This is a genomic window from Pseudomonas sp. UMAB-40 (assembly GCF_900095275.1).
Lineage (GTDB): Bacteria > Pseudomonadota > Gammaproteobacteria > Pseudomonadales > Pseudomonadaceae > Aquipseudomonas > Aquipseudomonas mandelii_B.
Genome location: NZ_LT607552.1, coordinates 299,634 through 324,277 on the forward strand (window position 1 = coordinate 299,634; position 24,644 = coordinate 324,277).

Annotated in this window: 21 protein-coding genes; 12 read left to right on the forward strand and 9 right to left on the reverse strand. The window is 59.4% G+C overall.

The annotated features are described in order from the left end of the window. The first annotated feature begins 14 nt into the window (after positions 1-14). The 3 genes from K0F88_RS04020 to K0F88_RS04030 all read left to right on the forward strand — a co-directional run bounded on the left by K0F88_RS04020 (position 15) and on the right by K0F88_RS04030 (position 4,215). Entirely contained in the window at positions 15-1,703 is a 1,689-nt protein-coding gene (locus K0F88_RS04020; RefSeq protein ID WP_094467438.1) for a polyurethanase, read from the forward strand. 96 nt (positions 1,704-1,799) lie between these two features. Further along, positions 1,800-3,653: a polyurethanase gene (locus tag K0F88_RS04025; RefSeq protein ID WP_219094130.1), complete on the forward strand. Its 1,854-nt coding sequence runs from the start codon at positions 1,800-1,802 to the stop codon at positions 3,651-3,653. A gap of 199 nt (positions 3,654-3,852) precedes the next feature. After that, positions 3,853-4,215 (forward strand): hypothetical protein, encoded by a 363-nt coding sequence (locus K0F88_RS04030; protein ID WP_094467440.1) that lies wholly within the window; start codon positions 3,853-3,855, stop codon positions 4,213-4,215. 107 nt (positions 4,216-4,322) lie between these two features. On the opposite strand, the gene K0F88_RS04035 is transcribed toward K0F88_RS04030, so the two are convergent. After that, positions 4,323-4,547: a YgdI/YgdR family lipoprotein gene (locus tag K0F88_RS04035; protein ID WP_010460381.1), complete on the reverse strand. Its 225-nt coding sequence runs from the start codon at positions 4,545-4,547 to the stop codon at positions 4,323-4,325. A 187-nt stretch (positions 4,548-4,734) separates the two neighbouring features. Here K0F88_RS04035 and K0F88_RS04040 point away from each other — a divergent pair, with 187 nt between their 5' ends. From K0F88_RS04040 to K0F88_RS04050, 3 genes are all read left to right on the forward strand, one after another. Continuing rightward, positions 4,735-6,387 (forward strand): VRR-NUC domain-containing protein, encoded by a 1,653-nt coding sequence (locus K0F88_RS04040; protein ID WP_219094132.1) that lies wholly within the window; start codon positions 4,735-4,737, stop codon positions 6,385-6,387. Continuing rightward, positions 6,384-8,663, forward strand: a complete 2,280-nt coding sequence (locus tag K0F88_RS04045; RefSeq protein WP_219094134.1) for an ATP-dependent DNA helicase — start codon at positions 6,384-6,386, stop codon at positions 8,661-8,663. The genes K0F88_RS04040 and K0F88_RS04045 overlap by 4 nt, the downstream gene beginning before the upstream one ends. 126 nt (positions 8,664-8,789) lie before the next feature. After that, positions 8,790-9,686, forward strand: a complete 897-nt coding sequence (locus K0F88_RS04050; RefSeq protein ID WP_094467442.1) for a zeta toxin family protein — start codon at positions 8,790-8,792, stop codon at positions 9,684-9,686. Here the strand turns inward: K0F88_RS04050 and K0F88_RS04055 are convergent. Continuing rightward, complete coding sequence (locus K0F88_RS04055; protein WP_094467443.1) at positions 9,667-10,422, reverse strand: DJ-1/PfpI family protein; 756 nt, start codon at positions 10,420-10,422, stop codon at positions 9,667-9,669. The two genes, K0F88_RS04050 and K0F88_RS04055, sit on opposite strands and share 20 nt — an antisense overlap. A gap of 147 nt (positions 10,423-10,569) precedes the next feature. Between K0F88_RS04055 and K0F88_RS04060 the strand changes: the two genes are divergently transcribed. Continuing rightward, complete coding sequence (locus K0F88_RS04060; protein WP_094467444.1) at positions 10,570-12,492, forward strand: PAS domain-containing sensor histidine kinase; 1,923 nt, start codon at positions 10,570-10,572, stop codon at positions 12,490-12,492. Between the two features lie 12 nt (positions 12,493-12,504). On the opposite strand, the gene K0F88_RS04065 is transcribed toward K0F88_RS04060, so the two are convergent. Continuing rightward, positions 12,505-12,738 carry a hypothetical protein gene (locus tag K0F88_RS04065; protein WP_094467445.1) on the reverse strand — a complete coding sequence of 78 codons (234 nt, stop codon included), beginning with the start codon at positions 12,736-12,738 and terminating at the stop codon, positions 12,505-12,507. A 138-nt stretch (positions 12,739-12,876) separates the two neighbouring features. On the opposite strand from K0F88_RS04065, the gene K0F88_RS04070 reads away from it, so the two are divergent. Further along, the gene (locus K0F88_RS04070; protein WP_219094136.1) at positions 12,877-13,413 is read left to right on the forward strand and encodes a hypothetical protein; all 537 of its coding nucleotides are present in this window, start codon (positions 12,877-12,879) and stop codon (positions 13,411-13,413) included. Positions 13,414-13,467: 54 nt separating this feature from the next. Here K0F88_RS04070 and K0F88_RS04075 read toward each other — a convergent pair whose 3' ends face one another. From K0F88_RS04075 to K0F88_RS04095, 6 genes are all read right to left on the reverse strand, one after another. After that, complete coding sequence (locus K0F88_RS04075; RefSeq protein WP_094467447.1) at positions 13,468-13,944, reverse strand: hemerythrin domain-containing protein; 477 nt, start codon at positions 13,942-13,944, stop codon at positions 13,468-13,470. A 320-nt stretch (positions 13,945-14,264) separates the two neighbouring features. Then, on the reverse strand, positions 14,265-14,567 hold the full coding sequence (locus K0F88_RS04080) for a hypothetical protein (RefSeq protein WP_094467465.1): 303 nt from the start codon (positions 14,565-14,567) through the stop codon (positions 14,265-14,267). Positions 14,568-14,756: 189 nt separating this feature from the next. Beyond that, positions 14,757-16,100, reverse strand: a complete 1,344-nt coding sequence (locus tag K0F88_RS04085; RefSeq protein ID WP_094467448.1) for a sodium:proton antiporter — start codon at positions 16,098-16,100, stop codon at positions 14,757-14,759. A gap of 46 nt (positions 16,101-16,146) precedes the next feature. Further along, positions 16,147-16,275, reverse strand: coding sequence for a hypothetical protein (locus tag K0F88_RS32230; RefSeq protein ID WP_257605188.1), 129 nt, complete (start codon positions 16,273-16,275; stop codon positions 16,147-16,149). A gap of 262 nt (positions 16,276-16,537) precedes the next feature. After that, a complete protein-coding gene (locus tag K0F88_RS04090; RefSeq protein WP_094467449.1) occupies positions 16,538-17,395 on the reverse strand; it encodes an SDR family oxidoreductase in 858 nt (285 codons plus the stop codon). Between the two features lie 155 nt (positions 17,396-17,550). Further along, positions 17,551-18,705: a MalY/PatB family protein gene (locus K0F88_RS04095; RefSeq protein ID WP_094467450.1), complete on the reverse strand. Its 1,155-nt coding sequence runs from the start codon at positions 18,703-18,705 to the stop codon at positions 17,551-17,553. Positions 18,706-19,058: 353 nt separating this feature from the next. On the opposite strand from K0F88_RS04095, the gene fdnG reads away from it, so the two are divergent. From fdnG to fdhE, 4 genes are read left to right on the forward strand one after another with little or no spacing between them, the layout of a single operon-like run. Then, a complete protein-coding gene (gene fdnG / locus K0F88_RS04100; protein ID WP_141213415.1) occupies positions 19,059-22,124 on the forward strand; it encodes a formate dehydrogenase-N subunit alpha in 3,066 nt (1,021 codons plus the stop codon). Then, a complete protein-coding gene (gene fdxH / locus K0F88_RS04105) occupies positions 22,125-23,060 on the forward strand; it encodes a formate dehydrogenase subunit beta (protein WP_094467453.1) in 936 nt (311 codons plus the stop codon). It abuts the gene before it with no gap. Next, on the forward strand, positions 23,057-23,710 hold the full coding sequence (locus K0F88_RS04110) for a formate dehydrogenase subunit gamma (protein ID WP_094467454.1): 654 nt from the start codon (positions 23,057-23,059) through the stop codon (positions 23,708-23,710). Before fdxH ends, K0F88_RS04110 begins: the two co-directional genes overlap by 4 nt. A gap of 4 nt (positions 23,711-23,714) precedes the next feature. Further along, a complete protein-coding gene (gene fdhE / locus K0F88_RS04115; RefSeq protein ID WP_094467455.1) occupies positions 23,715-24,641 on the forward strand; it encodes a formate dehydrogenase accessory protein FdhE in 927 nt (308 codons plus the stop codon). Positions 24,642-24,644: the final 3 nt, after the last annotated feature.

Below are 24,644 nucleotides of genomic sequence, written 5' to 3' on the forward strand. Positions count from 1 at the left end.
AGGAAGCAAACAACATGGGACTGTTTGATTACAAAAATGCTGACGGCAAGGCGTTGTACAGCGACGCCATGGCCCTGACGCTGTATGCGTACACGCCAACCGGTCAGCCGCTGCCGGCCACCGCTTGGGCGCCGATTGGCGCTGCGCAGCTGGGTTATCAAGGCAAGGTCGGCGCCCAGGGCACCTTCTTTGGTGAGAAGGACGGCTTCACCAGCGCCGAAGCCGAAGTGCTCGGCAAGTACGACACGGCGGGCAAGCTGATCGGTATCGGCATTGCCTTCCGGGGCACCGGAGGCCTGGGGTACAGCGACACCTTCGGCGACATGAAAAACAACCTGCTGGCCGCCGTCGGCCCGGTGGATTACGCGACGAACTACGCGAAAAACGCCTTCGACACCTTGCTCAAGGACGTTGCCGCGTTTTCCATTGCCCATGGCCTGAGCGCCAAGGACGTCATGGTCAGCGGCCATAGCCTCGGCGGTTTGGGGGTCAACAGCCTCGCTGAACTGAGCAGCAACAACTGGGGCGGCTTCTACAAGGACGCCAATTACATCGCGTTCGCCTCACCGACCCAGAGCGCCACCGGTAACAATGTGTTGAACATCGGCTACGAGAACGACCCGGTGTTCCGGGTGCTAGACGGCACCACGTTCAGCACAGGTTCGCTGGGCAAGCACGACGGCCATCAGGATTCGGCGACCAACAACATCGTCAACTTCAATGACCAGTACGCGTCCACCGCACAGAACCTGGTGCCGTTCAGCATCCTCAATCCGCTGAACTGGTCGGCCCATGGCTCGTTGGGCTATGCCGACGGTTTGAACCGGGTGATTGACTCGCGGTTCTACGACCTGACCGACAAGGACTCGACGCTGATCGTCTCCAATCTGGCGGAATCGTCCCGGGGTAAAACCTGGGTCGAGGACCTCGGTCGCAGCGGCGAACCCCACACCGGCAGCACCTTCATCATCGGCACCGACAGCGACGACTTGCTCAAGGGCGGTGCCGGCAATGACTTCATCGAAGGCCGCGACGGCAATGACCGCTTCCGCGATGACGGTGGCTACAACCTCCTGCTGGGCGGCAAGGGCAGCAACACCTTCGAGTTGCAGAAGCCGTTGCAGAACTTCAGCTTTGCCAACGATGGCGATGGCACCCTGTATGTGCGTGACGCCTATGGCGGCATCAGTATGACCCGCGATATCGGCGCGCTGGTGAGCAAGGAGTCGGATTCATGGTGGGGGAGCAAGGAGGTGACTTACAGCGTCACCGCCAATGGCTTGCTCAACGGCAGCGAGCTGACCCACTACAGCCACTCGCTCAACGGTGACGCCTACGGCAACACACTGGCGGCCAGCGTCGACGGCGACTGGTTGTTCGGTCATGCCGGCGACGACCTGCTGCGCAGCGACAAAAGCCAGGTGACCTTCGTCGGTGGCGCGGGCAACGACGTGATGCAGGGTTCGGGTGGCAACAACACCTTCCTGTTCAGCGGCGCCTTCGGTTTTGACGCGATCAATGGCTACCAAGGCAACGACAAGCTGGTGTTCCTCGGCGTTCAGGGCGCGGGGCAGGGTTATGACTACAAGCAACACGCTTCGCAGTCGGGCCATGACACGGTGCTGAAAGTGGGTGATTTTGCCGTGACCCTGGTGGGGGTAGGACTGGACAGCCTGTCGGCTTCAGGCATCACGTTTGCGTAAAGGCTGCATGCACTAAATGCTCCGGGGCGCCTCGTGAATGAGGCGTCCTGGTTGTGAGCTATCTCTGACAATTCCAACAAAAGAGAGGCAATACCAATGGGTGTGTATGACTACAAAAACTTAGGCACAGCCGATTCCAAAGCGTTATTCACCGACGCTATGGCGATCACGCTGTATTCCTATCACAACCTCGACAACGGCTTTGCCACCGGTTACCAGCACAACGGCTTCGGCCTGGGCTTGCCGGCGACCCTGATCACCGCGCTGCTGGGCGGCACCGATTCCCAAGGCGTGATCCCCGGCATACCCTGGAACCCCGATTCGGAAAAAGCAGCGCTGGAGGCCGTGCAAAAAGCCGGCTGGACGCCCATCACGGCCTCGCAACTGGGTTATGACGGCAAGGTGGACGCTCGCGGAACGTTCTTCGGCGAGAAGGCCGGGTACACCAGCGCGCAGGTCGAGATCCTCGGCAAGTACGATGCTCAAGGCCATCTCAGCGAAATCGGCATTGCCTTTCGCGGCACCAGCGGCCCGCGGGAAACCTTGATTGGCGACTCCATCGGCGACGTGATCAACGATCTGCTGGCGGCCTTCGGTCCCAAGGATTATGCGAAAAACTATGTGGGCGAAGCCTTCGGCAATCTGCTCGGCGACGTCATGGCATTTGCCCAGGCCAATGGCCTGTCAGGCAAGAACGTGCTGGTCAGCGGCCACAGCCTCGGCGGGCTGGCGGTCAACAGCCTGGCGGACTTGAGCACAGACAAGTGGTCCGGGTTCTACAAGGATTCCAACTACATCGCCTACGCGTCCCCGACCCAGAGCAGCACCGACAAAGTGCTCAACGTCGGCTATGAAAACGACCCGGTGTTTCGGGCCCTCGACGGTTCATCATTCAACCTGTCGTCGGTGGGCGTGCACGATGCCGCCAAGGCCTCAGCGACCGATAACATCGTCAGCTTCAACGACTACTACGCCTCGACCGCGTGGAATGTGCTGCCGTTCTCCATCCTCAACATCCCGACCTGGATCTCGCACTTGCCGACCGCCTATGGCGAGGGCATGAACCGGGTGATCGAATCAAAGTTCTACGACCTTACCAGCAAAGACTCGACGATCATCGTCGCCAACCTTTCGGACCCGGCGCGCGCCAATACCTGGGTTCAGGATCTGAATCGCAACGCCGAAACCCACAAGGGCAGCACCTTCATCATCGGCAGCGACGGCAATGACCTGATTCAGGGTGGCAAGGGCAACGACTACCTGGAGGGGCGTGACGGTAACGACACCTTCCGTGACGGTGGCGGCTACAACATCGTATTGGGTGGCAAGGGCAGCAACGTGCTGGACTTGCAGCAGTCGGTGAAAAATTTCAACTTTGCCAACGATGGCGCCGGCAACCTCTACGTCCGTGATGCCAATGGCGGCATCAGCATCACCCGGGACATCGGCAGCATTGTCACCAAGGAACCGGGGTTCTTGTGGGGGCTGTTCAAGGATGACGTGACGCACAGCGTGACGGCCAATGGTCTTGCTGTCGGCAACAACCTGACTCAGTACGCGTCATCGATGAAGGGCGGTGCGGGGGCCGATACGCTTAAGGCACATGCGACGGGCGACTGGTTGTTCGGTCTGGACGGCAACGATCATTTGATCGGCGGCCAGGGCAACGATGTGTTGGTGGGCGGGGCGGGGAATGACCTGATGGAATCGGGGGGCGGGAGTGATACGTTCCTGTTCAGCGGTGCGTTTGGGCAGGACCGGGTGGTGGGGTATCAGACGAACGACAAGCTGGTATTTCTCGGGGTTCAGGGGGTCGTGCCGAATGATGACTATCGGGCTCATGCCTCGGTGGTGGGGCAGGATACGGTGCTGACGTTTGGCGGGGATTCGGTGACGTTGGTGGGGGTTGGGCTGGACAGTTTGTCTGGTTCCGGGATCGTAATCGCCTGACGTTGATGTGGCGCCGGTAAGGGCCTCTTCGCGGGCACGCCTCGCTCCCACATTAGACCGCGATCCAATGTGGGAGCGAGCCTGCTCGCGATGAACGATAGCGCGGTAAACCTGCCTGCTCACGTGACCCGATAGTCACCGATGGACTCCAATACCTTGCAACAACAGGATTGAGTACTGGATCAGGAGATTAAGCAACGTGAGTAACAGCAAGAAGCACCTCATCGGGTTGGCGCTGGCCCTGTTATCAGGGAGTGCCGCTGCAGAGTTGCCTCATAGCTCGATTTTGAGCCGTTATGGCATGACGCCAGATCAACTGCCGACACCGGCATCGCCGGAAACTGTCGGCCCCCTGGAAGAGAAAAGCCGTTTCGAGCTCCAGCCGGAAGAGCCTTTTGTGACCTTTCGCTCGGAGGAAAAGCAGACGGAGATCACCGGCAACATCAGCATCGACCACGCAATGCAGCAGGATTACGAGCGCTGCCAGAAGATTCATGAAGAACTGAGGAGGCGAGGAGGGAAGTTCGTCTCCTGCGATAACAGTACGCCGTGGATGCCTTAGATTTTCGGCGTCTGTGAGGGCCTCTTCGCGGGCACGCCTCGCTCCTACAGGGTTGTGCGATTCCTTGTAGGCGCGAGGCTTGACCGCGAAGAACGATAACGCGGTTTTCAGTCTTCCTCGCGAACCGTGGCTACATCTTTGGCATTGACCTTCACCTTCGCGCCGGAAATATCCTCAAACTCGTAAAATCCGTCCTTGGTCTTGGTTTTCGGCATGTCTTCGGTCAAATACTGGGTGCCGTTCTGCAACGTCACGACCGTTGGCGTGGAGCAACCGGCCAGGGCCAGGAAGGCCGCTGCTGCCAAGGGCAAACCCAGAGTCTTGATATTCATACCCACCTCTCAACTGCATAAAAAAAGCCGCTATGCCGGTTGGTGCCATAGATCGGCAGAAAGTTCGATGGTCACCCGAAAATAGCCAAATAGCGCCGCCGCTTATCCTTTTCCGTTTGCACCGGATACACCGGAGCTGGTATCTGTACGAATAACCAGTACTCGCTCGCCATGGCCCTTTTTCCCTGTGACCGCAAATCCTCTCGACGACCCGTTCTATTACCTGAACAACTTCATGCAAGTGCTTGATTGGCTTGAGCATCGTTATGCCGATGTGCTGAGCGTCGAGGAGCAGGCCTTCATCCGCGATTTCAGTCGGCAGCCCCGCGAGTCCCGGGCGCTGCTGGTCAGGATGGTGATGCGCAAGGGACTGCATTTTAGGGCCGGCAAATTGAGTTATGTCGAAATTGGCGACATTGCCAGTGCTGCCGAGCCATTGCTGGCGGCAGGCTGGATCTCTGCGCAATCGCCGCTACAGCTCGAGGAGCTTTTCGACGTTCTGTTCAAGGCCGAGATTCTTCACTGCTTCGGTGCCACCCTCTGTCAACCCAAAGGCAAGAAGACCGAATGGCTGGCGTCCCTGAGCGAGCAGTTCTGCGAGGCGCAAAGCTTCGCGCAATGGTGCCCGCAACTGAGCGACCGACTGTTCACGCTGACCATCATGGACCTGTGCGACCGCTTGCGGCTGATGTTCTTCGGCAATCTGTATCAGGACTGGTCGGAATTCGTGTTGGCCGATCTCGGTATCTTTACTTACGAGAAAGTCGAATTCTGTACAGAATCCCGGGGCCTGCGCAGCCGTGAAGACGTGGACGCCTGCCTGTTCCTGCACCACTGCCAGCAACGTTTCGAGGCCGGTGAAGAGGTGGCGGACATTGTCGAGCAGATCAACGAGGTGCTACTCGACAACCCTTGGCTGCAACGACGCCGGGGCAAGTTGCTGTTCCAGATTGGTCAGCATTGTGAACGCATGACGGATTTCTCCACGGCGCTGTCGATTTACCGCGATTGCGCCTACCCCGGCGCTCGGGTGCGCCTTATCCGTGTGCTGGAGCGTTGTGGCGAATATCAGTTGGCCCTGCACCTGGCCATGCACGCGGAGCAATCGCCGGAAAGCGCCACCGAGCATCAGCATGTGCTGCGTGTGCTGCCCAGGCTGCGGCGCAAACTGGGTGGCCCGGCAATGAAACGGCAATCTCCCCGGGAAATGCTGCGCCTGGACCTTCAGTTGCCCAGGACCGATCCTGCGCTGTCGGTCGAATTTCATGTGCAGGCGCACCTGGCGGAGGATTCGGCCCCGGTGCATTACGTCGAGAACAGTCTGATCAACTCGCTGTTCGGCCTGCTGTGCTGGCCGGCGATCTTTACGCCGTTGCCGGGGGCGTTTTTCCACCCGTTCCAGCGCGGGCCGGTGGACCTGCTCAACGAAGACTTCCATGCACGTCGGGCGGATGAGTTTCAGGCCTGTCTCGCCGAACTCGATGACGGGCGTTATATCCAGACTATCCGTGAACGTTACGTCGCCAAGTGGGGCGTGCAGTCACCGTTTGTGTTCTGGGGCGCGCTGAGCGAAGAACTGCTGGATCAGGCGCTTGACTGCCTGCCCGCCGAACACCTCAAGCACTGGTTCAATCGCCTGTTGCTGGACATCAAGGCCAACCGGGCCGGCATGCCCGACCTGATCCAGTTCTGGCCGCAACGCAAGACCTACCGCATGATCGAAGTCAAAGGTCCCGGCGATCGCCTGCAAGACAACCAATTGCGCTGGCTGGAGTTCTGTCACGAACATCAGATGCCGATCGCCGTCTGCTACGTGCAATGGGCGGAGCAGAGCGCTTGAGCTACAGCATTGCGGTGCGGGCGCTGTGTGAATTCACGGCCAAGGTCGGCGACCTCGACCTGCGTTTCACGCCGTCGCCAACCGCGCTGGAAGGCATCGTCGGGCACCGCACCGTGGCCTCGCGTCGAAGCGAGGGCTATCAAAGTGAAGTGGCCCTCGAAGGCCTGTACAAAACCTTGAAGGTCAAGGGCAGGGCGGACGGCTACGACCCGGCGCAAAACTGCCTGGAAGAAGTCAAAACCTATCGCGGCGACCTGAGCAAGCAACCGGCCAACCATCGGCAATTGCACTGGGCGCAAGCGAAGGTCTACGGATGGCTGATGTGCCAGAAGCTGGAACTGGCGCAGATCAATCTGGCGCTGGTGTACTTCGACATCGTCAGCGAAAAGGAAACCTGTCTGGTCGAGGCCTTCAGCGCCGGGGAGTTGCAGTCGTTCTTCGAGCATCATTGCGGGCTGTTCCTGCAATGGGCCGAGCAGGAAATGGCCCATCGCGACGCGCGCAATCACGCGGCGCAGCAATTGGCGTTTCCCCATGCCGACTTTCGTCCGGGGCAACGGCACCTGGCGGAATCGGTGTTCAAGGCGGTCAGCACCGGTCGTTGCCTGATGGCTCAGGCGCCCACCGGCATCGGCAAGACCGTGGGCACGCTGTTTCCGATGCTCAAGGCCCTGGCGCCGCAGCAGTTGGACAAGGTGTTCTTTCTGACGGCGAAAACGCCGGGGCGCAAACTGGCGCTCGATGCCGCGCACGTCATCCTGGAGAGCGCCGATGCGCCGCCGTTGCGGGTGCTGGAGATGATCGCCCGGGACAAGGCCTGCGAGCACCCGGACAAAGCCTGTCACGGTGAATCCTGCCCTTTGGCCCAGGGCTTTTACGACCGTTTGCCGGCCGCCCGCCAGGCCGCCAGTGAACTCAGCCTGTTGAATCAGGACGCCTTGCGCCAAGTAGCATTGGCGCATGAGGTCTGTCCTTATTACCTGAGCCAGGAAATGGCCCGCTGGGCCGATGTAGTGGTCGCCGACTACAACTACTATTTCGATTTCAGTGCGTTGTTGTTCGGCTTGGCCCAGGCCAATAACTGGACAGTCGCGGTGTTGGTGGATGAGGCGCACAACCTGGTGGAACGCGGCCGGCAGATGTACAGCGCCACGCTCGATCAGTCGACCCTAAACGGGGTACGAAAAACCGCGCCGGACGCCCTGAAAAAACCGTTGCAGCGGGTCAATCGTGAGTGGAATGCCCTGCATAATCTGCAATTGGCGCCGTATCAGGCCTACGACAAGGCACCGGAAAAGCTCCTCCAGGCGCTGTCGTCGTGCAGCGCGAGCATCGGCGATTATCTCAACGATCATCCCCAGGGCCTGGACAGCGCCCTACAGAATTTTTACTTCGACATGCTGCAGTTTTGCCGGGTGGCCGAACTCTTCGATGAACAGTTTCTGTTCGACATCAGCAAGCGTGACCTGGAGCGCAAACACAACCTGTCGCAACTGTGCCTGCGCAACGTGGTGCCGGCCGGTTTCATCCGTCCGCGCCTGACCGCTGCGCGCAGCACCGTGCTGTTTTCCGCGACGCTGAGCCCTCGGCATTATTACGCGGACCTTCTGGGTACGCCGCCGGACACGGTGTGCATCGATGTCGAATCCCCGTTCCATGCCGACCAGTTGAAAGTGCAAATTGTCAGCCAGATATCGACCCGATTCGTCCACCGCCAAGCGTCCCTCGAACCGATTGTCGAACTGATCGCACGGCAATTCAGCCAACGCCCCGGTAACTACCTGGCATTTTTCAGCAGCTTTGATTATTTGCAGCAAGTCGCGCAGTTACTGGCCGAGCGACACCCGCAGATCACTCTGTGGTCGCAGTCCCGGGGCATGGCGGAAGGGCAGCGTCAGGCCTTTCTCGATCAGTTCACGACGCACAGCCAGGGCGTTGGTTTTGCGGTGTTGGGGGGAGCGTTCGGTGAAGGCATCGACTTGCCCGGCGCACGCCTGATCGGTGCATTCATTGCCACCCTGGGGCTGGCGCAACTCAATCCGGTCAACGAACAGATGAAGCATCGAATGGCGGCGATTTTCGGCGCCGGTTATGACTACACCTACTTGTATCCCGGCGTGCAGAAAGTGGTGCAGGCGGCAGGAAGGGTGATCCGTACTCAACAGGATCAAGGGGTGGTGATGTTGATTGATGACCGGTTCGGCGACAGCAAGGTCAAACACTTGCTGCCGCGTTGGTGGTCGGTCGAGCAGGCGCATCTGGCGTCTGGTGTGTAGGATTATTTACCTTTTAAAACAAATACATATCTTGAAAGACACACACATTTGAACAAATGCGGAATCAGCGCTTTATTCAAAGGGCAGGCATCAATTTCAGCCGCTCTTTGATAAGGAAATCAAGGTATGTGCTCCGCACCGAACTACATCTATACCCCTGAGCAGGTCACTGCCGCGTTCAATGTCATAAAAACCACACTGTTTCGCGGTATCACGGCCGAGGAAACGCCGAAGATCCTGGTGGTTGCCGGGCTTCAAGGCTCGGGTAAAACCTTCCTGCTGGAAAACACACTCCTGCCGACCCGGCGTTACGACAAATATGTTCGTCTCTACCTGCCCGAATACCGGCAGAAACATCCTCAATACGCGGAGATGATCAAGCGTGGCGTGCTGCATGCGTATGAACATACCGAAGTTTTCGTCCGAGAGCTCTGCGCCAAAATCTTCACCGAAGCCTTCACACTCAAATACAACATCATCATGGAGTGTGCGTTCGACAGCGTCGATTTCGCGGCATTTCCACCACTGGCGACGGCGGCCGGCTATCAGTTCGAAACCCATATCGTTGGCTGCACGCTGGAGTTCGCCCACGTGTCGAGCATCAAAAGAGCTTTTCAAAGCCTGGAAAACCGCGAGCTGGAAAGGTTTGTCACACGATCGACGCTGGAGAGCTCCATGAGGAATGAGCAAGCGATCATCCTGGCCTTCGAAACCGCCTCGAAGGCGGTCGATCGCTCACAAATCACGGTGTATGAACGCGGGTTCGGGGCGCTGAAAGAACGCGTCTCGCGTGCTCATATCACCTACACCACAACCGCTGGCGTGACGCCCTCTACGACGCCAACGGTGTACAGCGCCTATGACAGCATCATCAATAATCATGTCCACACCCTGAGTGAGCGTGACGAGGTGGTAAAAGAATGCCACCTGGCGTTACTCAAAACCCAGACATACGCCGAGGTTGTCCCTGATTTTGTCTACAACGATCTGTACGCCTGCATCGTCAAATACGTGAACCGATAACCAGGCGAACCCATTCGGCGGCGAAGCGATGACAGTCTCCCGGCCAGCGAGCGGTCAGCAACTGGCCATCGCGGACGACGAAACCTCTTTGTGGCTGGACCGCCGAATCACGCACCGCCAGGAATGGCCCGCGCAGAAAATCCATCGGGCTGGACAGGGCGGCTGTGACTTCCGCTTCGACGGTTTGAGGATAGGTCCGGTAATAACGTCCGAGCCAGGCCGCGGTGATTGCCCAGGCAGGCAGCTCCATGGTGTTGGCTACCAGGGCGGTGACCTTGCGACCCCGCAACACCGAAAGTCCGCTGTCAGGGTCGAGGGTGCGGGCAAGCACCAGCACGCCGTGACAGACCGCTGCCACCGGTTTGTCTGCCTTGAAAAAGTGCAGGGCGATCCGTCGGGCCTGCTCGGAATCCAGCAGGCTGCGCATGCCCTTGGCATGCCCGCCGGGAATCAGCAGCCCTTGGAACTCGCTGGGGTCGACATCGTCATAGGACAGCGGTTGGCGAAATGACGGGGCTTCGATCATCCGGGCGTAGCTGGCAAGGTCGGCCTTGCGCGTCATCAGCAACGGGTTCAACGGGCCAAAACCGATGTCCACCAGGCGCGAATCGGCGTAGGCCGGCAATCCCTCGGGCGACGCAAAGCGCACTTCAATACCGGCCTGGCGCATGGCTTGCCATGGAACGCTGCTCTCTGTGGGATCGTAGTCAGACGTGGGTAACAGAATCAGGATCATCGGGGACGCCTTGAACCCGCCAGGAATGGCGTTTGGCGTCGAGAATAGGCGGTCACAACGTTATGCTCCAGTACATGATTGTTTTCTGGCTCACCAAAGCCACGGTTTGTCGCATACTCCACAAAACAATAATCACGGGTGTGATCGATGAGTGATAACCAGTCCAAAACCAACTCCATCGAGGAAATGCGCTTTCGCCTGCTGATTGATGCCGTGGTGGACTATGCGATCTACATGATTGACCCCGATGGCATCATCTCCAGCTGGAACGCTGGCGCCAAACGTTTCAAGGGGTATGAGGAGGCGGAGATCCTCGGTCAGCATTTTTCGCGTTTTTATACCGAAGAAGATCGCTCTATCGGTCTGCCCCAGCGTGCACTGGACACGGCGATCCGCGAAGGTCGTTTCGAGGGCGAAGGCTGGCGGGTTCGCAAGGACGGCACGCACTTCTGGTGTCATGTGGTGATCGATCCGATTATCGATCCGACCGGCAAGCTGCTGGGCTTCGCCAAGATCACCCGGGACCTCACCGACCGCAAAATGGCCGAAGAGACCCTCAAGCAAAGCGAGCAGCAGTTTCGGCTACTGGTTCAAAGCGTCACTGACTACGCCATCTATATGCTCGCCCCGGACGGACGCCTGACCAACTGGAATCAAGGCGCCCAGCGCATCAAGGGCTACCGGCCCGAAGAGGTCATTGGCCAGCACTTTTCGATCTTCTACACCCCCGAAGACCGTGAAGCCGGGGAACCGCAGCGCGCGTTGGAGACGGCGACACGAGAGGGACGCTTCGAAAACAAGGCCTGGCGCGTGCGCAAGGACGGTACGCGGTTCTTTGCCCATGTCGTGGTCGATCCGATCTGGGGGGAGACGGGCACGTTGCTGGGCTTTGCCAAAATCACCCGGGACATCACCGAGGCCACACAAGCACAGAAGGTTCTGGAGCAAACCCGTGAAGCGTTGTTCCAGGCGCAGAAGATGCAGGCCATCGGTCAACTCAGTGGCGGGATCGCCCACGATTTCAATAATCTTCTGACCGTTATCCTTGGCAACCTGGAAATCGTGCGCAAACGCGTGGGAGACAACCCGAAAGTCACTCGATTGGTGGACAACGCCACCCAAGGTGCCCTGCGTGGTGTGTCCCTGACTCAGCGCATGCTGGCGTTCGCCAGACGTCAGGAACTCAAGTCCGAATCCGTCGAGATTCCTGCGTTGGTGGAAGGGATCAGCGGCCTGTTGCGCAGCTCCCTCGGGCCTTCCGTGCAGCTCGAAACACGCTTTTCCCCCGACCTCGTTCCGGTCATGGCCGATGTCAATCAACTCGAACTGGCCGTGCTGAACCTCGCCACCAATGCCCGGGATGCCATGCCCAACGGCGGCAAAATCGTCATCGGCACCCGGGCAGAAGAAATCCCCGATCAATCAACGTTATTGCTGGAACCCGGCCGCTATGTGTGCCTGAGCGTCGCCGATACGGGAGAGGGCATGGATGAGGCCACCCTGGCCTCGGCCATGGACCCGTTCTTCACCACAAAAGGCGTAGGCAAAGGCACAGGGCTGGGGTTGTCGATGATCCATGGCTTTATCGAACAATTGGGCGGGCGATTCGTTCTCAAGAGCCAGAAAGACATCGGCACGGTCGCCGAATTGTGGATACCCGCTGCCACGACGGCTGCACTCAACCAACCCGCTGCAGCAGAAGTGGAAGCACCGCCAGTGGATCAATTGTGCGTAATGGTGGTGGACGATGACAGCCTGGTGTTGACCAGTACCGGCCTGTTGCTTGAGGACCTCGGACACCGGGTGATCAGTGCGGTGTCCGGTGCACAAGCGCTTGAGCTGTTCGAACACGAGCAGAACATTGACCTGGTCATTACCGACATGGCCATGCCGCAAATGAATGGCGCGCAATTGGCGCAGGCCATTCGGACGTTGAAGCCGGACGTGCCGATCATTCTCGCCACCGGTTATGCCGAGCGCCTTGAAGGCTTCGCGACCGCACTCCCGCGCTTGTCCAAACCGTATACCCAACTCAATCTGGTGGAGGTCATTGCCCAGGCCATGAAGTGACCCGCGTTACGCTCAGCCATTGGCGTTCTTCTTGAAGCCGCGCAAGTTCATTGCACACAGGCAAAACTGCAACACGATCAACGCATAGGCGTGGGTGTGGTAACCCCAGATCACCCACAAGAGGTTGCTGATGATAAAGCAGCTGAAGCCCCACACCCTGCGCGATGAGGTTTGTGAGCCGATCAACCACGCCGCCAGCACCGTGATCAGCATCGCCGGCCATTGCACCCAATCGAGAGCGTCCATCCGCCGTCCTCTAAATCAGCCTGTGTATTTGAAGGACCACGTCGGCGAAGTGGCGTTCGAGCGAGGTGCATTAAATCCGTCTGAACTTTGTCGGGGCAGGTTTCGTCATAACGCTTTCCCAGCCTACATGTCATTCCCGTGCCCAGAATACTGACCGAACCTACCGCCGAAGAAGCCTTGTCCGAACACAACGCCAAGATGTTCGGCTCGCCCAAGGAGCGCCTGGATTTCTATCGTCGGGAAATCCAGTACGAAACCAGCATCCTCGCCAATCGAACCGACGCTTACCTGGCCGCGCAGTCATTCCTGGTGATTGCCTTTGCTTCCTGCATGTCCAACCTCAATCCCGAATGGGGAAAACTCTTCACCCTGGTGGTGCCGCCGTTCCTCGCGCTGTTGGGGCTGCTCAGTTCGTTGAACGCCTGGCCGGGTATTCGTGCGGCCTACGACATCATCGATCATTGGCACTTCAAGCAGAGTGAGCTATTGCGCAGCGAGCCATTGATGGGGCTGGCTTACGATGAATCACCGCTGTTCAGTGAGATGGAATCGTCCCACAAGGGGTACCGCAAATCGCTGCTGTTTTCCGTGCGCACGCCGTGGATCTTCGCGACGTTCTGGGTGTTGCTGGGCAGTTATGCGGTTTTCATCCAGGTGACCAACCCCGGCGGTTGAATCGCAGACTGAAAAGCCCGGCAAACGCCGGGCTTTCTTGCATCAGCATCCAAATCAAGCCGCCAGATTGGACGCGCTCATTTCTTTCTTGTACTGAGCCTTAAGCGTTTCCATCTGCGCACCCAACTCTTCCAGGGTGGCTTTGCCGAGCAGCTTTTTCGCCTGAGGGAACATTTCCGTTTCCTCTTCTTCAATGTGGTGTTCCAGCAGCTCCTTGACCACTTTCACCCGACCCGCGAATTCCGGGGTGGAAGGGTCGGTGACTTTCAGGTCCGGCAGCACCAGAGAATCCACGGTGCGGTGTTCTTCCTTGGCTTCGTAGTACATGACGTCCTGTTCCTTGCCTCCGGCCTTTTTGTACGCTGGGTACAAGACTTCCTCTTCAAGTCGGGTATGGATGGCAATCTCCATTTCAAGTTTGGCCAGCAGCTCGGTGCGTTTTTTGACACCGCGCTCGGTGGACTCGCTCAACTGGGTCAGGATGCCTTTTACGCGTTCATGGTCGGCTTTCAACAGGTCGATGGCGTTCATGGTCGAATCTCTCAAATAGTCACGGGGTGGGCGCAAACGGTCTCATGGCCGTAGGTCGCTCATGGACCTGGAGCATTTGTCGTGCCTACTTTGACGCTTTCGGTAACGCTATATAAAACAACACGTTGAGATCGCTGATGGCGAAGTGAGGTCGTGCAGGCTGCATGAGTCTGGAAATTGACTCATGCAGTTCGCGGCACGAAGTTTTCCGTCGTGAAATGTGAATTTTCGGTGTGTTACCGTCGATCAGATTCGATTTGTGTAGCAGCTCGCGAAGCCAGCTGCTACACAGATTGCGTTAAGGCTGATAGCAGGGTTTTTCAGGGGCAAGCCCGGTCTTCAAGCTGCTGGCGCAACCTATGGGAGTTGTTCACGGACATCGGGATCGGCGGGAAATCCGCATTGAGCAAGCGCAGATGCTCAATCGCCTCCTGAAACTTCAGATCAGCCTTCCTGCGCATCGCCTGATAGCGGTCAAATCGTTCCAGGTCCATATCGCCGACCTCGAGCATTTCATAGGCACAGCGGCTCAGCGACTGGGCTTCTTCGAACATCTGGCGATTACATTCCAGGGCGAACGCCCGGCAGGCTTTGATTTGATCGGGGGTTGAACAGTGAATCATGACCGGCACCTTAATTTGCTTGAGGTCCCTTTTAAACGGCATCGTTGCCACAGTGGAACCGAACCTGTCGGGTCCCGCCGTGCAGAAAAACAGGCGGAATTAAGGTTGTGACTATCGGGTTGCACAGGGATTTCAAATTTTTAAAAGCGAAAACTCGTTCGATCCACCCGTAAACACGCAGGCAAAAAATCAAATAACCTGTTTCTTACGCCGTTCATAGCGGGCGAGGGTGGGTTGCGTGCTGATGCCGTGGATCAGAATGCTCAAGGCGACCACGGACAAGGTCAGGTCCATACACAGCGCCGACACCGACTGACCCAGCCCGTGATTCAAGGCGTAGAACAAGTAATACAGACTGCCGATGCCACGTATGCCGAACCAGCCGATCAACATTCGTTGGCGCCAATCGAGCAGCCGTCCCCACGGCATCACGGCGACACTCAAAGGGCGAATCAGGCAAAACAACACCCCACCAACCAGCAGAGCGCGCCAGTCCCAGTGAGCGATCAGCACGACGCCGAGCAGTGTCACCAGAAACACTTCCATGGCCCGCTCCACGAGGCTGCCAAAGGCAAGCATGTCTCCCATCATGATGCCGGCGGCGACCTGGGTGTCTTCAAGGTTGTCGGTATCGCCATGCACCGCGTGTTGCGGTTCGACGTTCTGGTGACCGACAACGGGCTGGACCAAATGCTCGGCAGGGAGCTCGTCGTTGCCCGTTGAGTTGACTTCTTCCTGGCGTAACCCCAGGCCCGCGGCGAACACCGACAAAAACCCATAGGCGTGGATAGACTCGGCCCCGACATACGCCAGGGCAATCAAGGCGAGCGCCAGGTAATCGTTCGGAGACAGCGTGCTGTCATCGTTCTTGATCCGCAGCGCCAAGGTCAGGCGGCCGATGCCGCGTCCCATCCAGTAACCCGTCAACAAACCGGCTGGAACCGCCCAGATCAGACTGCGCAGCACCCAGTCGCCCAACCAGCCGGGATTGCCCTCGTGTTGCAGCAGGAGCAAGCCAAGGATCACGAACGGAAACGCGATCCCGTCATTGAGCCCGGCTTCACCGGAAAGGCCGAACCGCACGCTGTCGTCATCCCGCGCGTCGTTGACCTGGACCAGGGCGGCGAGCACCGGATCGGTAGGCGCCAGGATCGATGCGATCAGCACTGACGCGCCCCATGACAATTGCAATGCGTAATGCAGCAACAAGCAGACGCCGACAATGGTCAGCAGCATCACCGGGCCAGCCAGACCGACCGCAATCCGCCAGTTTTTATGCTTGAGCGGCGAGCGCAATTTCAGGCCGCAGACAAACAGCGAAAAGAGCACCGCGACTTCCGTCAGGTGCTCCATCCAGATCGAAGCGTCAGCGGTGTCCAGTTTCAACAGCCCGAATCCTGCCGGCCCGATGACGGCACCCAGCACCAGGCACACCGCCGACGTGGTTACCGGCATCCATCGCAGGTAGGACGACGTCAGCGCCAGGGTCAGGAGTACGGCACCCAATACGGCCACCCATAAAATGAAACTCATGCTCGGTTCTCGCTGGGGGTGGACCGCGTTTGTTGGTCTATTTGGATCAACCGACCGTCGCGCGCAGGTATTCAGGCGTCAGTACGTTGAACCACAGCAGAATCATCTCTACCAGAATAGTCACCAATACCAGAAGCCCGACGCCCCAGAATCGTTTGACGAGAGGTGCGGACATGAGACCTCCTCGAACGGCCCGTGATGGGGGGCCTAAATGTATTGAGGGGGGAGATTTGCCGGGCGTTCATTTTTTCGCGAGTCCACCGAGGGACATGTAGCAGCTGCCGAGCAACGCGAGGCTGCGTTCGGCTGCGCAGCAGTCGTAAAACCATTCAACCACGGTGTTTCAGGTAAATCGTGCGCGCCGGGTTTGCGACTGCTGCGCAGCCGAACGGGGGCAAGCCCCCCCTCGCCACAGGGCAGCCGCTACAGGGGAGTGGTCATAACATCGGTTTACCGCCGGTCACGCCATAGCGCTGGCCCGTGATGTAACTGGCTTCGTCCGACGCCAGCAGCACGTAAATCGGCGCCACTTCCACCGGTTGTCCGGGCCGGCCGAGCGGAGTTTGCGCCCCGAAGTTCTGCACCTCTTCATCGGGCATGGTCGAGACAATCAGCGGCGTCCAGATCGGCCCCGGTGCCACGCTGTTCACCCGAATGTTTTTCGGCCCGAGCAACTGCGCCAGGCCGCCGGTGAAGTTGGCGATCGCGCCCTTGGTCGTGGCGTAGGCGAGGAGGGTGGGTTTGGGCATGTCCGAGTTGACCGAACTGGTGTTGATGATCGAACTGCCGGCCTTCATGTGCTTCAGCGCGGCCTGGCAGATCCTGAACATCGCCGTGATGTTCACGTCGAAGGTCATCACCCATTCTTCGTCCGGGATGTCTTCGAAGTTTTCGTGCGTCATCTGGAAGGCCGCGTTGTTGACCAGAATATCAATCCGCCCGAAGCGTTCGACGGTCTTGTCCACCAGGGCCTGGCATTGCGCTTTCTGCGCGATGTCGCCGGGCAGCAGCACGCATTGGCGTCCGGCCTGTTCGACCCAGCGTGCGGTTTCCTGCGCGTCTTCATGTTCATTGAGGTAGGCGATCGCAACGTCGGCCCCTTCACGGGCGAAGGCGATGGCGACCGCACGGCCGATGCCGCTGTCGGCCCCGGTGATCAGGGCGATCTTGCCGTCGAGCCGGCCCGAGCCTTTGTAGCTTTGTTCGCCACAGTCAGGGTACGGGTCCATTTTCTGTTGGGAACCGGGGACGGGCTGGCCTTGTGTGGGGAAGGGTGGTCTTGGATAGTCAGTCATGGCAAATCTCCGATCTCGGGGCACAGGATTCAAAGGGTTGACCCTGGTGTTTTGCCTTGAGTTCGGTTGGATTCAGGTGGGTGCACAAAACCCCGAATCCACGCAAATCCCTTGTAGGAGCGAAGCTTGCTCCTACAGGGGGATTTGTTGTGTTGTCAGGCCTTGAGGTTGAGCAAGCTGCGCTCCATGCGCGCCAAACCTTCTTCGAGCAATGCCCGTGGGCAGCCGAAGTTCAGGCGCACGAACTGGCGGTTGTTGTCGCCGAAATCGAGGCCGGGGCTGAGGCCGACCTTGGCCTGGTCGAGGAAGAACTGTTGCGGATTGTCCAGCCCCAGCGCCGAGCAATCGAGCCATGCCAGATACGTCCCCTGCGGGATGTTCATCGTGACACCCGGCAAGCGCGTGCGAACCGCTTCCACCAGATAATCCCGATTACCTTGCAGGTACGCCTTTAACCCGGCCAGCCATGGGCCGCCTTCGCTGTAGGCCACACGCGTCGCTTCCATGCCCAGCGGGTTGACGCTGTCGACCATGCCGCAACGGGCATGATTGACCCGCGCACGCACCGCCGAGTCTTGAATAATCATGAAGGAAGTTTTCAGACCCGCGATGTTGTAAGCCTTGCTCGCCGACATCAGGGTGATGGTGCGCTTGGCGATCTGCGGGCTGAGCGACGCCGTTGGAATGTGCACGCGGCCGTCAAAGCACAGCTCAGCGTGGATTTCGTCGGAGATGATCCACGCGTTGTGTTCCAGGCAAATGTCGGCCAGCGCTTGCAGTTCTTCCCGTGGGAAAACCTTGCCCAACGGGTTATGCGGATTGCTCAGCAACAGCGCGCCGCCGCCGGTCAGCGCCTGGCTCAAGGCTGTGAGCGGCGTGTCATACGTGCCGTCAGCCAACGCGTCGAACTCCAGCTCAACCTTGTTCAAGCCCCAATGACCTGGCGCATGACGCAGCGGCGGGTAGTTCGGCACCTGAACCACGACGTTCTGTTGCGGCTCGACCAGCGCTTTCAGCGCCATGTTGAAACCCGACTCCACGCCCGGCAGGAAGATCAGTTCCTCCGGCAATACGCGCCAGGCGTATTTGTTCCAGAGGTCGGCCACGATGGCGGCGCGCAGATCATCCTGAGGCACGCTGTAGCCGACCATCGGGTGTTCCAGGCGTTTACGCAGGGCTTCAAGGATGACCGGCGGTGCGGCGAAGTCCATGTCGGCAACCCACATCGGCAACACGTCGGCCGGGTAGCGGCTCCACTTGGTACTGCCGGTGTCGTGGCGGTCGAACACCTGATCAAAATCGAAGGTCATGCTCAGTCTCATAAAGGCCGGTTGAATATGGCGCCCATGATAATCGCCAAGCCTTGCGGGAGCGAGACGGTAATAGTCCGACCACCACAAATCCCTGTGGGAGCGGGCTTGCCCGCGATGGCGGCGGGTCCGTCAACATTGATGCCGGCTGTGCCGACGCTATCGCGGGCAAGCCCGCTCCCACAGGTTCCGTGTGATGTCCAATACGCCGGCACTGCCCGATGGTCGGTTTTCAGGCAGTCAGTTCTCCCATTGTCTAGAGTTTCAGGTGTCGGTAGCCACGCTGCCGCCACCGTGATCGTCCAGAAAAACCCGGCAAAAGTACCGGGTCTCCACCTGATCAGGAGTGCACGATGGACCTCAACCGTCGTCAGTTCTTCAAGGTCGCCGGTATCGGCCTTGCGGGCTCGAGCCTCGGCGCGCTGGGCATGCTCCCTGCGCCTGCCTTCGCCGAGCAGGTACGCCATTTCAAACTCGCCCACACCCATGAAACCCGCAACACCTGCCCGTATTGTTCGGTCGGCTGCGGGTTGATCATGTACAGTCAGGGTGATACCGCCAAGAACGTCGCGCAAAGCATTATTCACATCGAAGGCGATGCCGACCACCCGGTGAACCGCGGCACCCTGTGCCCCAAAGGCGCGGGCCTGCTGGACTTCATTCACAGCCCCGGGCGCCTGCAATACCCGCAGGTGCGCAAGCCCGGCAGCACCGAATGGACGCGCATCTCCTGGGATGAAGCGCTGGACCGCGTCGCCGACCTGATGAAGGCCGACCGCGATGCCAACTTCATCGAGAAGAATGAAAAGGGCCAAACGGTGAACCGCTGGCTGACCACCGGTTTCCTCGCGGCCTCGGCGGCGTCCAATGAAGCGGGTTACATCACCCACAAGGTCGTTCGCAGTCTCGGCATGCTGGGGTTTGATAACCAGGCGCGTGTCTGACACGGCCCGACGGTGGCAAGTCTTGCCCCGACGTACGGCCGTGGTGCCATGACCAATCACTGGACCGATATCGCCAACGCGAATCTGATCCTGGTGATGGGCGGCAACGCAGCAGAGGCGCACCCGTGCGGTTTCAAATGGGTGACCGAAGCCAAGGCGCACAACAAGGCGCGGCTGATCGTGGTCGATCCGCGTTTTACCCGGACCGCCTCGGTGGCCGACTATTACGCGCCGATTCGCACCGGCACCGACATCGCCTTCATGGGCGGGCTGATCAATTACTTGCTGACCGAGGACAAGATCCAGCACGAATACGTGCGCAACTACACAGACGTGTCGTTTATCGTCAAAGCGGGGTATGGCTTCGAGGACGGCATCTTCAGCGGTTACGACGCCGCCAAACGGGCGTATACCGACAAATCCGGCTGGGGCTACGAGTTGGGCGAGGACGGTTTCGTCAAAACCGACCCGAGCCTGCAAGACCCGCACTGCGTCTACCAGTTAATGAAGCAGCATTACAGCCGCTACAACATCGAACTGGCCAGCCAGATTTGCGGCATGCCGGTCGATGCCATGCAGAAGATCTGGGAAGAAATCGCCACGTGCTCGCAACCGGGCAAGACCATGACGATTCTCTACGCGCTGGGCTGGACGCAGCACTCGATCGGCTCGCAAATCATCCGCAGCGCGGCGATGGTGCAACTGCTGTTGGGCAACGTCGGCATGCCGGGCGGGGGCGTCAATGCCTTGCGCGGGCACTCCAACATCCAGGGCCTGACTGACCTCGGCTTGCTGTCCAACTCGCTGCCGGGCTACCTGACCCTGCCGGGCGACGCCGAGCAGGATTACACCGCCTACATCACCAAGCGCACGCAAATGCCGCTGCGTCCCGGGCAGCTGTCCTACTGGCAGAACTACAGCAAATTCCACGTCAGCCTTATGAAAGCCTGGTACCGCGACAACGCCACGCTCGAGAACAACTGGGCTTACGATTATTTGCCGAAACTGGACATTCCCAACTACGACATCCTCAAAGTGTTCGACCTGATGGGCCAGGGCAAGGTTAACGGTTACCTGTGCCAGGGCTTCAACCCCATCGCGGCGCTCCCCGACAAAAACCGCGTGATGGCGGCACTGGCGAAATTGAAATGGCTGGTGGTGATGGACCCGCTGTCCACCGAAACCTCGGAGTTCTGGCGCCATGTCGGGCCGTACAACGATGTGGATACCGCCGGTATCCAGACCGAAGTCATTCGCCTGCCCACCACCTGTTTCGCCGAGGAAGACGGTTCGCTGGTCAACAGCAGCCGCTGGCTGCAGTGGCACTGGAAAGGCGCCGACGGACCGGGTGAAGCGCGCACCGACGTGCAAATCATGAGCGAGCTGTTCCTGCGCCTGCGCCAGCGCTATCAAGCCAAGGGCGGGGCTTATCCCGACCCGATCCTCAAACTGTCCTGGCCGTACAAGATCGCCGACGAACCCTCGCCGGAAGAACTGGCGCGGGAAATCAACGGCTATGCCATTGCCGATTTTACCGACGCCACTGGCGCGACGATCAAGGGCAATGCGCAACTCGCCGGTTTTGGCCAACTCAAGGACGATGGCAGTACGGCCTCCGGCTGCTGGATTTTCTGCGGCAGCTGGACCGAGACGGGCAATCAAATGGCCCGGCGCGACAACAGCGACCCCTACGGCATGCATCAACATCAGGGCTGGGCCTGGGCCTGGCCGGCCAACCGGCGGATTCTTTACAACCGTGCTTCGGCCGACCCGCAAGGCAAGCCTTGGGATGAGAAAAAGCGCCTTGTATGGTGGAACGGTAAAGCCTGGGGCGGCACCGATGTGCCGGACTTCAAGGCCGACTCGCCGCCGGAAGCCGGGATGAACCCGTTCATCATGAACCCCGAAGGCATCGCGCGGTTCTTCGCCGTCGACAAGATGAACGAGGGCCCATTCCCCGAGCACTACGAGCCGTTCGAGACCCCGATCGGCATCAACCCGCTGCACCCGGAAAACAAAAAAGCCACCAGCAACCCGGCGGCACGGATCTTCGATTCGGTGTGGGATTCCCTCGGCGTGGCCAAAGACTATCCGTATGCGGCGACAAGCTACCGGCTGACCGAGCATTTCCACTTCTGGAGCAAGCATTGCAAGCTCAACGCAATTGCCCAACCCGAGCAATTCGTCGAGATCGGTGAAGTGCTGGCCAAGGAGAAAGGCATTGTCGCCGGCGACCGGGTCCGCGTCAGTTCCAAGCGCGGGCACATCGAAGCGGTGGCGGTGGTGACCAAGCGGATTCGTCCGCTGCAGGTCAACAATCAGGTGGTGCACCAGATCGGCATCCCGTTGCACTGGGGCTTTACCGGCCTCACGCGCCACGGTTACCTGACCAACACCCTGGTGCCGTTCCTCGGCGATGGCAACACACAGACCCCGGAATCCAAGTCATTCCTGGTCAACGTGGAGAAAGTCTAAATGGCCAGCCAAGACATCATTGCCCGTTCGGCCACCACCACCGTGCCGTCCTCGGTGCGCAACCAGGAGGAAGTGGCCAAGCTGATCGACACCACCAAGTGCATCGGTTGCAAGGCCTGCCAGGTCGCCTGCTCGGAATGGAACGAGTTGCGCGACGACGTCGGCCACAACCTCGGCACCTACGACAACCCTCAAGACCTCAGCGCAGACACCTGGACCCTGATGCGCTTCACCGAGCATGAAACCGATGCCGGCAACCTGGAATGGCTGATCCGCAAGGACGGCTGCATGCACTGCGCCGAGCCCGGTTGCCTGGCAGCGTGCCCAAGCCCAGGGGCGATCATCAAGCACGCCAATGGCATCGTCGATTTCGATCAGGACCATTGCATCGGTTGCGGCTATTGCATCACCGGGTGCCCGTTCAACATTCCGCGGATCTCGCAAAAGGATCACAAGGCCTATAAATGCACCTTGTGTTCGGACCGGGTGGAAGTGGGGCTGGAACCGGCCTGCGTGAAAACCTGCCCGACCGGGGCCATTGTGTTCGGCAGCAAGGAAGACATGAAGGAACACGCCGCCGAACGCATCGTCGACCTGAAAAGCCGTGGCTTCGATCACGCCGGCCTGTACGACCCCGACGGCGTGGGCGGTACGCACGTCATGTATGTGCTGCATCACGCGGACACGCCGACGCTCTACGCCGGTTTGCCGGGCAGCCCGACAATCAGCCCGCTGGTGGAACTGTGGAAGGGCGTGAGCAAGCCCTTGGGATTGTTGGCCATGGGTCTGGCGGTGCTGGCCGGGTTCTTCCATTACGTACGCGTCGGACCGCAGTTGGTCGAGGAGGATGAATTGCCGCCGCTCAAGGATCCGGCCGTGCATGAAGTCGATCCGTCGGTGCACACCTTTGATCCGCGCGGGGAGGACAGACCATGATCCGCAGACAGATCCTGCGCTACACCGCGAACCAGCGCACCAATCACTGGCTGGTGGCGATCCTGTTTTTCATGGCCGCCCTGTCTGGCTTGGCGCTGTTTCATCCGGCGCTGTTCTGGCTCAGCCACCTGTTCGGCGGCGGGCCGTGGACGCGCATCCTGCACCCGTTCATGGGCGTGGTGATGTTTGTTTTGTTCCTCGGCCTGGTCATCCAGTTCTTTCGGGCGAATTTCTTTATCAGCAATGATCGGTTGTGGCTCCGGCGCGTTGGGCGGGTGATCCGCAATGAGGAGGAGGGCGTGCCACCGATCGGCAAGTACAACCCGGGGCAGAAGCTGCTGTTCTGGACCTTGTTGTTGTGCATGCTGGTGTTGCTGTTCAGCGGTCTGGTGATCTGGCGTGCGTATTTCAGCGCGTACTTCGGCATCACCTCGATTCGCTGGGCGATGCTGCTGCATGCCTTGGCCGGTTTTGTGCTGGTGTTGAGCATCATCGTTCACATCTATGCCGGCCTCTGGATCAAGGGTTCGGTCAGCGCCATGGTGCATGGCTGGGTCAGCCGCGCCTGGGCGAAGAAGCACCATGAACTCTGGTTTCGGGAAGTGACCCGGGACGAAAACCCTGATCACCCGATCCGCAAAAAAGGATGACCCCTTGGCGACCATTCTTGAGCCTGGAGAGATCGAAGCGGCGGCGGGTTCACCGCCGTTCCTGCACCTGCCACCGAACAACCTGTTCGCGTTGCGGGCGCTGCGCCTGGAAAAACTGGCGGACGGGCACCCACTGGTCGATTACCTGAAACTGGTGGTCGACCTGTGCCGCGTTCAGCAACACCTGTTGGACGATCCGCCTGAAACGGCCCCGCTCGATCCCGAGCGCCTGCGAATGTGCCAGCAACACGGTTTGCCACCGTTCGCCGCCGACAGCCTGGTGCGCGAGGACGCCTGGTTGCCGTATCTCGATGCGGTGTTGCAGCGGTACTCGCCACCGCCAGACTCGGCCGTCGACAAAGCGGTCGCGACCTTGCGCAATGCCAATAGCGGGCAACGCAAAGCCTGGGCGATCGCCTTGGTCAGCGGCCAGTATTCGATGCTGCCGGCAGCGCTGGTGCCGTTTCTCGGCGCGGCGTTGCAAGCCGCCTTCAGTCACTGGCTGCTGAACACCCCGGACCTTGCGCTGAAACCTGGCGACAGCCTCAACCAATGCCCGGCCTGTGGTTCACCGGCCATGGCCGGGGTCATTCGCCATCGCGGCAAACACAACGGATTGCGTTATCTGGTGTGTTCGTTGTGCGCCTGCGAATGGCATGTGGTGCGGGTCAAATGCGTGTATTGCGAACAAAGCAAAGGCCTGGAATACGTCAGCCTCGATGACGACCGCCATGCCGCCAATCAGGCGCCGTTGCGCGCCGAAACCTGCCCCGGCTGCCACAGCTACCTGAAACTGCTGTACCTGGAAAACGACGCCGAGGCCGAAGCGCTCTCGACCGACCTGACCAGCCTGATGCTGGACATGCGTCTGGAACAGGAAGGTTACTTGCGCCCGGCACCGAATCTTCTGCTCGCTCCGGGAGGCGATTAAGCA